The sequence below is a fragment of the Achromobacter sp. GbtcB20 genome (genome assembly GCF_019091095.1).
Taxonomy (GTDB): Bacteria; Pseudomonadota; Gammaproteobacteria; order Burkholderiales; family Burkholderiaceae_B; genus Achromobacter; species Achromobacter mucicolens.
This window is the reverse complement of record NZ_JAGXJZ010000021.1, coordinates 16,306-30,782: the sequence shown is the minus strand read 5'-3', so window position 1 is coordinate 30,782 and position 14,477 is coordinate 16,306. Positions and strand designations below refer to the sequence as shown.

The 14,477-nt window shown below is 64.7% G+C and carries 15 protein-coding genes; 5 read left to right on the top strand and 10 right to left on the bottom strand.

The window, feature by feature from the left end; all coding sequences use genetic code 11:
- Nucleotides 1-73: 73 nt before the first annotated feature.
- A complete protein-coding gene (locus KVT32_RS22490; protein ID WP_152383051.1) occupies nucleotides 74-970 on the bottom strand; it encodes a phytanoyl-CoA dioxygenase family protein in 897 nt (298 codons plus the stop codon).
- Nucleotides 971-1,134: 164 nt separating this feature from the next.
- Here KVT32_RS22490 and KVT32_RS22485 point away from each other — a divergent pair, with 164 nt between their 5' ends.
- A complete protein-coding gene (locus KVT32_RS22485) occupies nucleotides 1,135-1,431 on the top strand; it encodes an acylphosphatase (protein ID WP_056327653.1) in 297 nt (98 codons plus the stop codon).
- A gap of 70 nt (nucleotides 1,432-1,501) precedes the next feature.
- Here KVT32_RS22485 and KVT32_RS22480 read toward each other — a convergent pair whose 3' ends face one another.
- From KVT32_RS22480 to KVT32_RS22455, 6 genes are all read right to left on the bottom strand, one after another.
- Entirely contained in the window at nucleotides 1,502-2,410 is a 909-nt protein-coding gene (locus KVT32_RS22480) for an EamA family transporter (protein ID WP_152383050.1), read from the bottom strand.
- Nucleotides 2,411-2,450: 40 nt separating this feature from the next.
- The gene (locus tag KVT32_RS22475; protein WP_152383049.1) at nucleotides 2,451-3,509 is read right to left on the bottom strand and encodes a low specificity L-threonine aldolase; all 1,059 of its coding nucleotides are present in this window, start codon (nucleotides 3,507-3,509) and stop codon (nucleotides 2,451-2,453) included.
- Between the two features lie 5 nt (nucleotides 3,510-3,514).
- On the bottom strand, nucleotides 3,515-4,249 hold the full coding sequence (locus KVT32_RS22470; protein WP_056327650.1) for an amino acid ABC transporter ATP-binding protein: 735 nt from the start codon (nucleotides 4,247-4,249) through the stop codon (nucleotides 3,515-3,517).
- A 52-nt stretch (nucleotides 4,250-4,301) separates the two neighbouring features.
- A complete protein-coding gene (locus tag KVT32_RS22465) occupies nucleotides 4,302-4,991 on the bottom strand; it encodes an amino acid ABC transporter permease (protein ID WP_056327649.1) in 690 nt (229 codons plus the stop codon).
- Nucleotide 4,992: 1 nt separating this feature from the next.
- Nucleotides 4,993-5,757, bottom strand: a complete 765-nt coding sequence (locus KVT32_RS22460) for an amino acid ABC transporter permease (RefSeq protein WP_152383048.1) — start codon at nucleotides 5,755-5,757, stop codon at nucleotides 4,993-4,995.
- 90 nt (nucleotides 5,758-5,847) lie between these two features.
- A complete protein-coding gene (locus tag KVT32_RS22455; protein WP_152383047.1) occupies nucleotides 5,848-6,759 on the bottom strand; it encodes an amino acid ABC transporter substrate-binding protein in 912 nt (303 codons plus the stop codon).
- Between the two features lie 171 nt (nucleotides 6,760-6,930).
- Between KVT32_RS22455 and KVT32_RS22450 the strand changes: the two genes are divergently transcribed.
- Nucleotides 6,931-7,863, top strand: coding sequence for a LysR substrate-binding domain-containing protein (locus KVT32_RS22450; protein WP_056327646.1), 933 nt, complete (start codon nucleotides 6,931-6,933; stop codon nucleotides 7,861-7,863).
- A 208-nt stretch (nucleotides 7,864-8,071) separates the two neighbouring features.
- On the opposite strand, the gene gyrB is transcribed toward KVT32_RS22450, so the two are convergent.
- The 3 genes from gyrB to dnaA form a co-directional block, all read right to left on the bottom strand.
- Complete coding sequence (gene gyrB, locus KVT32_RS22445) at nucleotides 8,072-10,519, bottom strand: DNA topoisomerase (ATP-hydrolyzing) subunit B (RefSeq protein ID WP_152383046.1); 2,448 nt, start codon at nucleotides 10,517-10,519, stop codon at nucleotides 8,072-8,074.
- Between the two features lie 97 nt (nucleotides 10,520-10,616).
- Nucleotides 10,617-11,726 (bottom strand): DNA polymerase III subunit beta, encoded by a 1,110-nt coding sequence (gene dnaN / locus KVT32_RS22440; RefSeq protein ID WP_056327779.1) that lies wholly within the window; start codon nucleotides 11,724-11,726, stop codon nucleotides 10,617-10,619.
- A 2-nt stretch (nucleotides 11,727-11,728) separates the two neighbouring features.
- Nucleotides 11,729-13,189, bottom strand: coding sequence for a chromosomal replication initiator protein DnaA (gene dnaA, locus KVT32_RS22435; RefSeq protein ID WP_152383045.1), 1,461 nt, complete (start codon nucleotides 13,187-13,189; stop codon nucleotides 11,729-11,731).
- 390 nt (nucleotides 13,190-13,579) lie between these two features.
- Between dnaA and rpmH the strand changes: the two genes are divergently transcribed.
- From rpmH to yidD, 3 genes are all read left to right on the top strand, one after another.
- Nucleotides 13,580-13,714, top strand: a complete 135-nt coding sequence (gene rpmH / locus KVT32_RS22430; protein WP_006228069.1) for a 50S ribosomal protein L34 — start codon at nucleotides 13,580-13,582, stop codon at nucleotides 13,712-13,714.
- Between the two features lie 107 nt (nucleotides 13,715-13,821).
- Nucleotides 13,822-14,193 (top strand): ribonuclease P protein component, encoded by a 372-nt coding sequence (locus KVT32_RS22425; protein ID WP_152383044.1) that lies wholly within the window; start codon nucleotides 13,822-13,824, stop codon nucleotides 14,191-14,193.
- Nucleotides 14,190-14,462, top strand: coding sequence for a membrane protein insertion efficiency factor YidD (gene yidD, locus KVT32_RS22420; protein ID WP_056327642.1), 273 nt, complete (start codon nucleotides 14,190-14,192; stop codon nucleotides 14,460-14,462). Before KVT32_RS22425 ends, yidD begins: the two co-directional genes overlap by 4 nt.
- Nucleotides 14,463-14,477 lie beyond the last annotated feature (15 nt).

Genomic DNA, 14,477 nt, shown 5'->3' with positions numbered 1-14,477 from the left:
GGCCGGCAAGCGTCGCTTGCCGGCCCCGTTCGCCCCCCTGCGCAAAGACTCTACGGTCCCTGCACGCCCAGCCTTAGCGCGGCCACACCTTGCTGACCGCGCGGATGGTCGCCCATGCGACCCAGCGCGGGCTGGTCAGCCGCGCGCCTGGCAGCCGGCGCATCACGTCCACCGCCAGCCCGCCACGCTTGTGCCATTGCTTCTTGCGCGTCTGGCTGTCGGTCCAGCGGCCCTCCAGCCATGGGAATTCGCGGCGCCCGGGCTTATAGACCGGCGGCGTGTTGTAGATCAGGATGTACGCCAGCCGCGGCGTCTGCGACGTGTTGGGCCCCGTGAAGTGCAGCGTGCGCGCGTCGTGCACCGTGATGCCGCCCGGATCGAGCGGCTCGGCCACGGCCTGTTCGCGCGGAAAATCGCCGCAGCATTCCAGCGGATGCAGGCTCTTGTCGCCTCCCGGCGAACGGTGCTCCAGCACGTCCCATTTGTTCGAACCCGGCAGGAACTGCATGCAGCCGTTCTCGATGGTGGCCGGCTGCAGCGCCAGCCAGATGCTCAATTCGTTGTAGACGAAGTCCGGCGAACGGAACGCTTCGTCCTGATGCCACGGCGTCTCTGGTCCGTGCGGACCGGGCTTGAGCAACGCGTGCTCGCCATAGAGCGCCGCCTGCGGGCCCAGCAGCTGCCGCGCCAGTTCCAGCGTGCGTTCGTGGTAAACCGTCTTCAACAGGCCCGGGGCATAATGGCGCGGATCATGCAGACTGGGAAACTTGGCGGGCTTGGTCGGGTCGTCGCGGCTGACGAAGTCATACTGCGCACCCTCGTTATATCCCGTCTTGTTCGCGAACAAGTCCAGCAGCGTCCTGCGGATGTAGCCGACCTCATCCTGAGGGCACATGTCCTTCAAGGCCAGGTAGCCCTGATCCCTGTAGCGCGCTGTCTCGGCATCCGACAACAAACTGGTCTCTTCCATAATGGCTTCTCCAAGCTCTCGGTAATGGGTATTTCTAAGCTGGCACGTTTTGACATGTGCTCTAACGTATCGCTTCGAAGCCCGCCGGGCCTATAGACCATCCGCTGTAGCCGATTCCGCCTACGTATCTCGTGCGTGGCGGCGCATCATCCGAAGGAAAAACCATGCAAGACCCTAAGGCCGATTCCCATATCGAAACCGTCCACGTCACCGTCAGCGGCACGGTCCAAGGCGTGGGATACCGTCACGCGACGGTGCGGCGCGCCCACATGCTGGGCGCGAAGGGTTGGGTGCAGAACATGCTGGACGGCACGGTCGAGGCGCTGGTTCAGGGCACGCCCGACCAGGTGGACCATATGCTGGAATGGCTGCGGCGCGGTCCGCCCGGCGCGTCCGTGCAGGAAATCATCACGCGACGGGAGTACACCGATAAGCGTTACATCCGCTTCGAACAACTTTGAACAGCGCCGCCCTAGCCGGCACGATGTAATCCGGCCGGACGAGTCGGCCACGCCGCAAGGGCTGACGGCGTCAGCGCGAGCGCATCCAGCGTCCGCCGACCTGATTGATGACCAGCCCGGCCAGCACGCAGGCAGCGCCCAGCCATTGCAGCGGTTGCAGGCGCTCGCCGAAGGCCATGGACGCGGCCCACAGCCCCACCACCGGCACCAGCAGCGAGAACGGCGCAACCTTTGCGGCGGGGTGGCGCGACAGCAGCTGCGTCCACAACGTGTAGGCCAGCAGGGTCGCCAGCACCGCCAGGTACAGCACCGATAACGCCTCGCCCCAGCCGATGCCGGTCACCATGCCCATCACCGGCTCCCAGCCGTCGATCAGCACGGCCAGCACCAGGAAGGGCAGCACCGGCGCGGCGCTGCTCCAGGCAATGAATGCGAAGGGGTCGTAGCCGGGCGCCTTGCGGCTGGCCAGCCGCACGATCATGTTCGACACCGCCCACATGAACGCGGCGCCAAGCGTCAGCACAAAGCCCAGCATCGTCATCTGCCCGGGCCCTTCGCCGCGCCCCCCGGCAATGACGGCCAGACCCATCGCCGCCACGCCAAGACCGAACCAGTGATGCCGGCGCGCCCGTTCATGCAGGACCGGCGCGGCCAGCAGCAGCGTGAAGAACGCCTGGGTCTGGATGACGAGCGAGGCCATGCCCGCCGGCATGCCGAAGTTCAACGCGGTAAACAGCAGGCCAAACTGGCCCAGCCCCTGGACCAGCCCGTAGGCCGCGACCCAGTGCCACGGCAGCCGCGGCATGCGCACGAAAAGGATCAGGGGGAAGGCCGCCAGCGCGAATCGCAACGCGCCCAGCATCATGGGAGACAGGCCCCGCATGCCGACCTTCATGACGACGAAATTCAGGCCCCAGATGACCACCACCGCAAGGGCGCAGAAATAGTCTTTTCGGGAAAGATGAGTGGGGGTGGACATGCGGGGCATTATCGCATCGCCCACCCCAAAGCCGGCTGAATCAGCGCGCGTTCAGCACCGCGGCAAACGCCTGGACGGCCACATCGATATCGGCATCGCCGATATGCCGATGCGTGACGCAACGCAGCCGCGTGCGGCCCCAGGGGCGCGTCAGCACACCTTGCGCCTGCAGGGCCGAGACCCACTGCGCGTTGGTCATGCCGGTATCCGCGGTCTCGACCTGCACGATGTTGGTTTGCGGCACCGTGGCCATCAGCGCCGGGGCCAGTTTGTTGATGCCGTCGCTCAGGCGGCGCGCCCGCACGTGGTCTTCGGCCAGCCGGCCGCTCATGTGCTGCACGCCCTCCAGGCCCGCGGCGGCCATGATGCCGGATTGGCGCTGCGTGCCGCCCAGCATGCGACGCAGCGAGCGCGCCTTGGCCACCACCGCCTGGCTGCCGGCCAGCACCGCGCCCACCGGCGCGCTCAGGCCTTTGGACAAACACAGCGACACCGTATCGGTGTGGCAGGTGATCTCGCTGGCCGGCACGCCCAGCGCCACGGCCGCGTTGAACAGCCGCGCCCCGTCCAGGTGCACCGGCACGCCGCCCGCACGCGCCATGCCGTACACAGCCTGCATGTGGTCCAGCGGCAGCACGGTGCCGCCCGCATTGTTGTGGGACGTCTCCATCGCCACCAGCGCGGTCTTGAGCCGGTGCCCGCCGGTCAGCAGGGCGTCCTCCAGCCGGTTCAGGTCCATCGCGCCCGCGGTGCCCGGCACGCCTTGATAGAACAGTCCCGTGAACGTGGCCGCGCCGCGTTCAGACGTGTACATGTGGGCGGTCGATTCCAGCGCCACCTGCTCGCTGCGCTGCGTCTGCGCCAGCACTGCCAGCAGGTTGGCCATCGTGCAGCTGGGTACGAACAGGCCCGCTTCCTTGCCCAGGCTGGCCGCCACACAGGCTTCCAGCTCGCGCACGGTGGGGTCGCCGTCCAGGCCGTCATCGCCGATGGGGGCGGTGCGCATCCGCTCGTACATGGCCGCGGTCGGGTGGGTGACCGTGTCGCTGCGCAGGTCGACGGGCGGTGGGGGAGGTTCGGCGAGGGTCCGCTGGGTCATGGCTTTCAGTGCTGCAGAATTTTGGAAAGAAACTGGCGCGTGCGCGGGGCACGTTCCTCGACGTTGCCGAAGAACTGCTCCTTCTGGCAGTCCTCGACGATCTTGCCGCCGTCCATGAAGATCACACGGTCGGCGACGCGGCGCGCGAATCCCATCTCGTGGGTCACCACCATCATGGTCATGCCTTCGCCCGCCAGGTCGGTCATCACGTCCAGCACCTCGTTGACCATCTCCGGGTCCAGCGCCGACGTGGGTTCGTCAAACAGCATCACGACCGGGTCCATCGACAGCGCGCGCGCAATCGCCACGCGCTGCTGCTGGCCGCCCGACAGTTCACCGGGATGCTTGTCCTTGTGCGCCGACAGGCCCACGCGCTCGAGCAGGGCAAGCGCGCGCTGGCGCGCTTCGTCCTTGCCGCGCTTGAGCACCTTGATTTGCCCCAGGCACAGGTTTTCGGTCACCGACAGGTGCGGGAACAGCTCGAAGTGCTGGAACACCATGCCGGCCACGGCGCGCAGCTTGGGCAGGTTGGTGCGCGGATCGCCCACGGACACGCCGTTCACCACGATTTCGCCCTTCTGGAAGGGCTCGAGCGCGTTCACGGTCTTGATGAGCGTCGACTTGCCCGATCCCGACGGACCGCACACCACCACGACCTCGCCGCGGCGCACCGTGGTCGAGCATTCGTCCAGCACCTGGAAGTCGCCGTACCACTTGCTGACCTGGCGAATCTCGATCATCGGAGGATTGGAAGAGAGTTGCATCGTTGAACCTGTGGATAACGTGGACGGCTCAGCGCAGCACGCGCGTGCGCTTTTCCAGATGCTTGACCAGACGCGATGCCGTGAAGCAAATCACGAAATACACCACCGCCACGAAGAGATAGAGTTCGACCAGCCGTCCGTCGCGCTGGCCGATCTTGGACGCCGCGCCCAGGAAGTCGGTCAGCGACAGCACGTAGACCAGCGAGGTGTCCTGAAACAGGATGATGACGCGCGTGAGCAGCGCCGGCACCATGTTGCGCAGCGCCTGCGGCAGCACGACATACCGCATGCCTTGCCAATGGTTCAGGCCCAGCGCCATGCTGGCCGACACCTGGCCGCGTGCGATGGACTGGATGCCGGCGCGCATGATCTCGCAGAAGTACGCGGCCTCGAACAGCGTGAACGTGATCACCGCCGAATTGAACGCCCCCACACGCAGCGGCGTGGGCGATCCCACGACCCATGCCGCGATGTACGGCATCAGGAAGTAGAACCAGAAGATCACCAAGAGAAGCGGGATGGACCGCATCACGTTCACGTAGATGCCCGCCGGCACCGACAGGATCTTGTAGCGCGACAGCCGCATCATCGCCAGAAGCGTGCCCAGCGCCAGCCCCATCACCGCCGCCAGCACGGTCAGGGTCAGCGTGAACGTCATGCCGGTCTGGAACAGGTACGGCAGCGCGCCCCAGATCACATCGAAATCGAATTTGCCCATGCTAGCGCCCCGATCCCGCAGGCGACTTTGCCGACGCACCGATCAGGCCGGGCACCGCCACGCGGCGCTCGAGCGTGCGCATCCCCAGCACGACGATGCCGTTCAGAATCAGGTAGATCACGGTCGCGGCCGAAAACGCCTCGAAGATGTGAAAGCTGAACTCCGCCATCGAGCGCGCCTGTCCGGTGAGCTCCAACAGGCCGATGGTCAGCGCCACCGACGAATACTTGATCGTGCCCATGAACTCCGAGGTCAGTGGCGGCAGCACGATGCGATAGGCCTCGGGCAGGATGATGTGGCGATAGACCTGCGCCTCGGTCAGGCCCAGCGCGGTCCCCGCCTGAAACTGGCCGCGCGGCAGCGACTGGATGCCGGCGCGCAATTGCTCGGCCACGCGCGCCGACCCGTAAAAACCCAGGCACAGCACCGCAGGCACGAACTGCCCCCACGGCTGCGGCATCTGCTTCATCGCCAGGCCCCATGCATGCGGCAGCAATTCGGGCAGCACGAAATACCACAGGAACATCTGAACCAGCAGCGGGACGTTGCGAAACAGTTCCACGTAGGTAGCGCCGATGGCGTTCATCAGACGGGACTGCACCGTGCGCATTACACCCAGCCAGGATCCCAGCAGCAGCGAAAACACCCACGCCGTCAACGCCAGCGCAAGCGTCCAGCCCACGCCGATCAGGATCGTCTCCAGGAAGGTATGCACGCCGTCCGGCGACATCTCCAGGAAGACGCTCCAACTCCAGTTGTAATTCATGCCCTCGCCCTTGATCGCGGCGCCGGTCGCTGCCGGCGTCCTTGCCCCTTCATGCGCCGCGGCCGCGCGCTGCGCCCCGCGGCATGCTGCTTACTCGTAGGCTTTGGGATCGCCGGAGTCAGTGGGGTTGGCCAACGCGCGCTTGAGCGCGTCGCTCATGGGGTACTTCAGGTTGATCTGCTTGGGCGGGATCGGCGAATTGAAGTACTTGTCGTACAGCGCGGCGACCTTGCCGGTCTTCATGAGATCGATCACGGCGTCGTCAACGACCTTCTTGAACTTCGGATCATCCTTGGGCTCCATGATGCCGTAGGGCGCCATTTCCAGGCCCTTCTTGCCGATCACGAACGCATCCGGGTTCTTGGACGACGCGACCGCGCCGTAGGCGATGCCGTCGTCGTTGGCCGAACCGGCCGCGCGGCCCGATTCCACCATCAGGATGGTTTCGGCGGTGTCCTTGGTGGGCGCCATCGAAATGCCCAGGTTGCCCTGCGCATTCAGTTGCGAGATCAGCTTGAACGTCTGGCCGCCGGCCTGCGCCGCAATGGTCTTGCCGCGGAACGAGGACAGGTCATTGGGGTCCACGCCGCCGTCCTTGCGCGCCACCAGCACCACTTGCGCCACGAAGGTCGTGGGCGCGAACGACACCAGCTTGTGGCGCGCTTCGTTGTTGGTGGTGTTGCCGCATTCCAGATCGATCGTGCCGTTGGCCAGCAGCGGGATGCGCGTGGCCGACGTCGTCGGGTTGTAGCGCACTTCCAGTTTGGGCAGCTTCAGCGCCGCTTGCACGTACTTGGCGACTTCCTGGCAGATCTCGACCGTGTAGCCAATGGGCTTCTGATTGCCGTCCAGGTACGCGAACGGCACCGACGTCTCGGGGTGGCCGAGCGTGATGACGCCGGTTTCCCGGATCTTGTCCAGACGGCTGGGACCTTCGGCATGAGCCGTCGCGGCGCTGCCCAGAAGGGTGGCGACGACGGAGATCGCGGCAAGTGCTTTCATCTGATTCCCTTGGCGCCGTGCGTGCGGCGCGTGTTTATGTTCACGATCGGCGGATCCAGGCTTGCTGGTGACCGCCGCGTCCCGCGATGAGCCCCGCGGCTGGCAAAAAGTATCAACTAGCAGTATGGTTTTATCCAGTTCCAATCAAGTATTCCTCTATACGGATTTGACATGGCCATTCCCCGGATGGGCTTGCGACACATCGAGGCGTTCCGCGCCGTCATGATGACCGGTTCCATGACGGCAGCAGCCCGTCGAGTGCATACCTCGCAGCCGCACGTTAGCCGCTTAATTGCGCAATTGGAAGCCATCACCCAGTTTCCCCTCTTCGACCGCAACGGCAGCCGGCTCAGTCCAACCCAGGACGGGTCCCGCTTCTTTCAGGAGGTGGAAAAGACCTTCATCGGCCTGGCCGGCCTGGAGTCGGCGGCGGCCAGCATCCGCTCGTTCAGCGCCAGCCGACTGAGCGTGGCCGCCATGCCGCGCCTGGCGGGCGGCCTCTTGGCGCGCATCGTGGCTGCCTTCAAGACCGAGTACCCGGAAGTCATGGTGGCGATCCACTCGGGCAACGCCAGCACGGTCCACAACTGGATCAGTTCGGGCTTCTGCGACACCGGCCTGGCCATGCTGTCGGGCGAAACCCCCGGCATCCAGGTCGAACCCGTCCTCACGATGAGCTGCGTGGCCGTGCTGCCGCGCGGACACCGCCTGACCAAACTGAAAAAGCTCAAGCCCGCCGACTTCGCCGGCGAGCCCTTCATCGCCTTTCCCAGCGGCACGCCGCTGCGCGAAAAGATCGACGCCGTCTTCAAGTCCGCCAAGGTCGAACGCCACACGGTGGCCGAGGCCGGACTGGGTTCGTCGGTCTGCGCGCTGGTGGGCGCGGGCCTGGGCGTGGCGCTGATCAACCCGCTGGCCGCACGCGAGGAATACGAAGCCAACGGCGTGGAAGTCCGGCCCTTCAGCCCGGCAGTGCCGGTCACGGTGGCGCTGCTATATCCGCCGTATCACACGCGCACCCGGCTGGTCAGCGTATTTTCACGCTACGCGCATCAGCTCATGCTGGAGGAAATGGGAGACCTGAAGGCGCGGCCGCCCAGGTAGAAGGGCGCTACGGCGGGACGCCAGGGCCAGGTAAGCCAGGTGACAGGTAGGCCAGGTGTCTGACACCCGCTGAGGCACTGCCGCAAACCAACGACGGTCTCCCCAGGGTGTCAGACACCGTTGCAGCAAGTCTGGAAGACTGTCGAGACCACAAAACCAAAGGCCAGCCCTCTCGGGCTGGCCTTCGGTGACCCAAGCAGGCGTGCGATCAGGCGTCGATGTTGCCCGCCGACAGCGCATGCGTTTCGATGAAGTTGCGGCGCGGTTCGACGTCGTCGCCCATCAGCGTGGTGAAGACCTCGTCGGCCGCGATGGCGTCCTCGATCTGCACGCGCAGCAAGCGGCGCACCTTCGGGTCCATCGTGGTTTCCCACAGCTGCTCGGGGTTCATTTCACCCAGACCCTTGTAGCGCTGCTTGGAGATGCTGCGGTCGGCTTCGCTGCGCAGCCATTGCATGGCCTCGCGGAAGTCGGACACCGGCTGCTCCTTGCGCTTGTCGCCTTCGCCGCGAGCGGCCAGCGAGCGCGGACCGACCTTGCCCAGGAAGCTCTTGGCGGCCTTGGACAGGATGGCGTAATCCGAGCCATTGATGAAGTCGGCATCGATGATGCTGACGCGCACGTTGCCGTGATGCATGCGCTGCACGGACAGGCGATGGCGTTCGGTGGCCTCGTCGAATTGCGGCACGACTTCGACGCCGTTGCCGTTGATGGGATCGCGCATGGCGTCGGCCAACCGCTTGGCGGAGTCGGCGGCGGACTCGGCCGTGTCCAGGTTGATCTCCACGCCTTCGGCCATGGCCGACAGCGCGCCCACGTCGAAGACGCGCGACAGACGGGCGATGACGCCGTCGGCCGCCACGTACTGGCGGGCCAGGTCGTTCAGCTCTTCGCCGCGGATGATGTTGCCGCCCGAGATGATCTCGGCGTCCTTCAGGGCGAGCGTCAGCATGAACTGCGCTTCTTCCTGGTCATCCTTCAGATAGCGCTCTTCGCGGCCAACCTTGACCTTGTAGAGCGGCGGCTGGGCGATGTACACATAGCCGCGCTGCACCAGCTCGGGCATCTGGCGGTACAGCAGCGTGAGCAGCAGGGTGCGGATATGCGCGCCGTCGACGTCCGCGTCAGTCATGATGATGAGGCGGTGGTAGCGCAGCTTGTCCACGTTGAAGTCCGGACCGATGCTGGTGCCCAGCGCCGTGATCAGCGTGGCGATCTGTTCGCTGGCGATCAGGCGGTCAAAGCGTGCCTTCTCGACGTTCAGCACCTTGCCGCGCAGCGGCAGGATGGCCTGGAACTTGCGGTCGCGGCCTTGCTTGGCCGAGCCGCCTGCGGAGTCGCCCTCGACGATGTACAGCTCGCACAGCGCGGGGTCCTTCTCCTGGCAGTCGGCCAGCTTGCCGGGCAGGCCGGCGCCTTCCAGCACGCTCTTGCGGCGCGTCATCTCGCGCGCCTTGCGCGCGGCTTCGCGGGCGCGGGCGGCCTCGACGATCTTGTTGCACAGCGCCTTGGCGTCGTTCGGGTGTTCGAGCAGCCAGGTTTCCAGCGTGCGGGCCACGGCTTCTTCAACGGCCGGACGCACTTCGCTGGATACCAGCTTGTCCTTGGTCTGGCTGCTGAACTTGGGCTCGGGCACCTTCACCGACAGCACGCAGGCCAGGCCTTCGCGCATGTCATCGCCGGACGTCTCGACCTTGGCCTTCTTGGCCAGTTCGTTGTCGGTGATGTACTTGTTGATGATGCGCGTCATCGCGGCGCGCAGGCCGGTCAGGTGCGAACCGCCGTCGCGCTGCGGGATGTTGTTGGTAAAGCACAGCACGCTTTCGCTGTAGCTGTCGTTCCACTGCATCGCCACTTCCACGCCCACCGGCACGCCGCCGGCCGCCGATTCCGTGGTGACCGAAAACACGTTCGGATGCAGCACGGTCTTGGCGCGGTTGATGTATTCGACGAAACCCTTCACGCCGCCCGAGAAGGCGAAGTTCTCTTCCTTGCCCTGGCGCTGGTCGATCAGGCGGATCTTGACGCCGTTGTTCAGGAACGAGAGCTCGCGCAGGCGCTTGGAGAGGATCTCGTAGTGGTATTCGATGTTGTTGAAGATGATCGGATCGGCCAAGAAGCGCACTTCGGTGCCGCGCTTGTCGGTCGTGCCGGTCACGGCCAGGGGCGCCACGCGCTCGCCCTGGCGGAATTCCATCTGGTGCACCTGGCCGTTGCGGCGGATGGTGAGACGCAGCCATTCGGACAGTGCGTTCACGCAGGACACGCCCACGCCGTGCAGGCCGCCGGACACCTTGTACGAGTTCTGGTCGAACTTGCCGCCGGCGTGCAGTTCGGTCATGACGATTTCGGCCGCGCTGCGGTGGAACTCGTCGTCCTTGTGGATATCGGTCGGGATGCCGCGGCCGTTGTCCGTGACGGAGATGGAATTGTCGGTGTGGATGGTTACGACGATGTCGTCGCAATAGCCGGCCAGGGCTTCGTCGATGGCGTTATCGACGACCTCAAACACCATGTGGTGCAGGCCCGTGCCGTCGGACGTGTCGCCGATGTACATGCCGGGGCGCTTGCGCACGGCCTCCAGCCCCTTGAGCATCTTGATCGAGTCAGCGCCGTAGCCGCTGGTCTCGGGAGTGGTGTTCTGCTGATCTGACATGTCTGTATCGATAACGCTTTAAAGAACGGCCTGGCGGCCGGACCGCCCGCGGACCATCCGGTCCGCAAGCGGCACAAACCCACGGGGGGAGTGCGGATCAGATCCGCATGGGCATGACGACGTACTTGAACTGGTCGTCTTCGGGCAGGGTGATGAGCGCCGACGCGTTGGCATCGGGCATGACCGACCACTGGATGTTGTCGACCTTCACGTTGGACAGCACGTCGAGCAGGTAGCCGACGTTAAAGCCCACGTCCAGCGCTTCATGGCTGTAGTCGATGTCGATTTCTTCCTGCGCCTCTTCCTGCTCGGCGTTCGAGGACGAGATCTTCATCTGGTTCTGCGCCAGTTGCAGGCGCACGCCCTTGAACTTGTCCGTGGTCAGGATGGCGGCGCGCTGCAGGCTGCCCTGAAGCGCTTCGCGGCCGACGAGGAAATGGCGCGTGTAATTCGTGGGAATCACGCGCGTGAAATCGGGGAACTTGCCTTCGACCAGCTTGGAGACCAGCTCGACGTCGCCAAAACGGAAACGGATCTGGCCCGGCGCCACGTCGATGGAGACGGTCTCATCGGAGTCTTCCAGCAAACGCTGCATTTCCAGCACGGTCTTGCGCGGCACGATGACTTCGTGGCGCTCGGCGATGCCGTCGGCTTCGGTCGAGCAGTGCGCCAGGCGGTGGCCGTCGGTGGCCACGGCGCGCACACGGCCCGGTTCAAACACCAGCAGCATGCCGTTCAGGTAGTAGCGGATGTCCTGCTGGGCCATGGCGAAATGCACCATGTTGAACAGGTGGCGCAGGGTGCGCTGCGGCATGGTCAGCGACACGTCCCACTGCTCGGGCTGAGCGACGGTGGGGAATTCGCTGGCGGCCAGCGTCTGCAGCGCAAAGCGGCTCTTGGCGGACTGCACCGACAGCTTGTTGCTGGCCAGGGCCAGGCGCACGTCGCCGGTATCGGGCAGGGCTTTCAGGATGTCCAGCAGCTTGCGCGCGGCCACCGTGGTGGACTCGTTGTCCTGGCCGACACCAAAGTCGGCATGCGTGGTGATCTGCACTTCCAGGTCGGTCGCAATGAAGGCAACCTTGTTGCCTTCCTTGCGCATCAGGATGTTCGCAAGAATGGGCAGGGTATGGCGTCTTTCGACGATGCCCGCCACAGTCGACAGCGGTTTCAGCAATGCATCGCGTGTGGTTTGTACGAGTTGCATGTTCATCCTTTTAGAGTTTGTTCCAACACGTGCAGGGTATGGTTGAGCTCCGCTTGCTTGGCGCGGGCATCGGAAATCTTGCGAACGGCGTGCAGCACCGTGGTGTGATCACGGCCGCCGAATAAATCGCCGATTTCCGGCAGGCTTTTCTGGGTCAGCTCCTTGGCCAGATACATCGCGACCTGGCGCGGCAAGGCGATATTGGCCGGCCGGCGTTTCGAGTACATGTCGGCGACCTTGATCTTGTAGAAGTCCGCCACCGTCTTCTGGATGTTTTCGACGGTGATCTGGCCGTTGGACACCGACAGCAGGTCCTTCAGCGCTTCCTTGCAGACATCGACCGTCAGCACGTCGCGGCCGTGGAAACGCGCATAGGCAAGCACCTTGCGCAGCGCGCCTTCCAGCTCGCGCACGTTGCTGCGCAGATGCTTGGCGATGAAGAACGCCACTTCCTCGGGCATGGGCACGCCTTCGGACTCGGCCTTGCGCAGCAGGATCGCCACGCGCATCTCCAGCTCCGGCGGCTCGATGGCCACCGTCAGGCCCGAGTCGAAGCGCGAAATCAGGCGGCTGTCGATGCCCGACAGTTCCTTCGGGTACGTATCGCTTGTGATGATGATCTGCTTGCGCTGCGCAACCATCGCCTCGAACGCATAGAAGAATTCTTCCTGCGTGCGGTTCTTGCCGGAGAAGAACTGGATGTCGTCGATCAGCAGCAGATCGAGCGAATGGTAGTAACGCTTGAAATCGTCGAACGCCTTGCGCTGGTAGGCCTTCACCACGTCGGACACGTACTGGTCCGCATGCACGTAACGCACGCGCACCCCGGTGCCCGCCGCAACCATGGCGTTGCCGATGGCGTGGATCAGGTGGGTCTTGCCCAGGCCGACGCCCCCATACAGGAACAGCGGGTTGTACGAGGTGCCCGGGTTTTCAGCGACCTGCAGCGCGGCGGCGCGCGCAAGCTGGTTGGCCTTACCGGTCACGAAGTTCTCGAACGTGAGGTCGGTGTTCAGGCGCGACCGCTCGTACACGATGTTGGCGGCGTCCGCGTTCACGGCCTGCGCAGCGGCGGTCGTGGCGGGCGCCGGCGGCGCGGTCGTCACGGTGACGGTCACTGGCGGCGCAGCGCCGGAGGGAGGAGCAGCGGACAGGTGCGGCTGCTGGGCGGGCTGCTGGGCGCGCACGGGCGCGACCGGCATGCGCGGCGCGGCGCCGTGCGAAGGCAGCTCGAACAGAACCTGCACCGGACGCTTGAACCACTCCGCGGCCAACGCTTCGATCTGGTGGGAAAAGTTCTTGCGCACCCAATCCAGCTTGAAGCGGTTGGGCGCGGCAACGCGCAGCACCGCCTGCGTTTCGTCGTACGCAAGCGGGACCAGCGGTCGTATCCACGCGCTGATTTGTTGGGGGGGGAGTTCCTGCTCAAGACGACTGACGCAGGTCTGCCAGAATTCTTTCATGTCGCTCTTATTCAAACCTCGATTCTACCTTGCCTGGGCTGGGGTTATCCACAGGGAGGGCCATAAGCGTCTACATGGCGCCCCCTTAACTGTTTGACAAGACAGGGAAAACTTGCTGAAATGGTGGGCTTTTCCGAATTCTGTCTGTCAGAAGGTTTCGCAGAAAGCTGGCCGGACACGCTCCTACAAGAGCAATTTGTCCGGTTTTTAGCTTTGCTGAATAGGTCGCCCGAGATGAAATTCTCGGTACAGAGCCCCGTCTTAGAGTCGTTTTTCGCACCGGTTGCGAAACCCGTTGCAAAAATGCTCCTAGATACCCGCTTCTGCTTAGCGCGACGTGGAACCCTCCGGGCAGGTCCCTTCTGACTTTGTTCTTTTTGTGGATCGTCCATGAAACGCACCTACCAACCTTCCGTTACCCGCCGCAAGCGCACCCATGGCTTTCGCGTGCGCATGAAAACCCGCGCTGGCCGCGCGATCCTGAGCGCCCGTCGCGCCAAGGGCCGCAAGCGTCTGGCCGTCTAAGTCCAGTTTTCCGGTTTTCCGGAATCTGACTTTCGCACGGACCGACCATATTGCAAGACCTCTCGCAATCCTGTCCCGGTTCCGCGCAACCGCCTGACCCGCAGTCCATGCCGCGCTCCACGCTTCCTCGGGAGGCGCGGCTGCATCGCCCCTCCGAGTTTGCCGCCGCCCTCAAAGGCCGGCGTCTTGCCCGAGGGGCATTCTTCATTGTGAGCGCGGCTCCCAATGATCTGCCTCCCGGCCAGGACGCCTGTGCTCGCCTGGGGCTCGTCATCGCCAAGCGGTTTGCCGCCCACGCCACCACGCGCAACGCTTTGAAGCGGGTCATCCGCGAAGCGTTCCGCCATCGGCGCCTGGCGCTGCCGGCGAAAGATTACGTCGTGCGCCTGCACAGCAAGGTCGCTCCCGCCACGCTCACGGCACTGAAACGCGCCGCCAGAGCCGAAGTGGACGCTCACTTTGAGCGCATCGCGCGATGATCAAGGCTCTACTCATTGCCCCGATCCGGTTCTACAGGTTTTTCCTGAGTCCCTGGATTGGCAGGCAGTGCCGTTTTACTCCGACCTGCTCGGCGTACGCGATCGAAGCGATCGAGCGCCACGGTGCATGGCGCGGCTTCTGGATGGCGGTCCGGCGCATAGGCCGGTGCCATCCCTGGTCACCCGGCGGACTGGATCCGGTTCCGCCGGCCAAGGGAACCAACGACGCCCGGTGCTGCTCCCACAGCCACCGCATCGAGCACGATTGACGCTAAACTGGCGGG